We start from the raw sequence: 607 nt of genomic DNA, 5'->3' as shown, positions 1-607 counted from the left end.
TCGGCGGAGCGGTCGTGGGCGGTGCCGTGGTCGGCGGGGTGGTGGGCGTGCCGCCCGAGCAGGGCGCGCCGTTGAGCGTGCAGTTGGTGGGGGAACCGGAGCCGGTGGCCAGGAAGCCGAACGACACCGAGGCGCCGGGGGCCACGGTGCCGTTCCAGGAGCGGTTGGTGAAGGTGTGCCGCTGGCCGACGCTGCTGACGGTGGCGTCCCAGTAGGAGCCGAGCGTGGTGCCCGCGGGCAGGGTGAAGGCCACCTGCCAGCCGGTGATGGTGGCCGGGCCGCCGTTGGTGACGGTGTAGCGGCCCTCCCATCCGGTGCCCCAGTCGGCGGTCTTGACGAAGGTGGCGGTCGGGCCGGCGGCCTGGGCCGGCGCGGCGAGGGTCAGCGTGGTGGCGGTGACGGTGGCGAGGGCCGCGACGGCGGCCAGCAGCAGGTTTCGGGCAGGGCGACGCATCCGGACCTCCCGGGTACGAGGGCCGTCGGATCGACGGATGCACAATTATTAGGATTGTTAACTGTAATTGTCCAGGCGTTCGGGCCGGACTTCCCCGTCGCGTCCCGGCGCCCGTGACGCCGGGTGGCGGGTCGGTGCCCGATCGTCGACGCC

At 73.1% G+C, this 607-nt stretch carries 1 protein-coding gene; it reads right to left on the bottom strand.

From position 1 onward, the window contains the following. Nucleotides 1–454 (bottom strand): cellulose binding domain-containing protein (locus tag F6X68_RS33000; RefSeq protein WP_192581663.1); only part of this gene is annotated, 454 nt, incomplete at its 3' end. Nucleotides 455–607: the final 153 nt, after the last annotated feature.

Origin of the sequence: Micromonospora sp. AMSO12t (genome assembly GCF_008806585.1) — a bacterium.
In the GTDB taxonomy this organism is placed as follows: Bacteria; Actinomycetota; Actinomycetes; order Mycobacteriales; family Micromonosporaceae; genus Micromonospora; species Micromonospora reichwaldensis.
The sequence above is the reverse complement of the archived record's forward strand: the minus strand, read 5'-3'. Positions and strand labels throughout refer to the sequence as shown.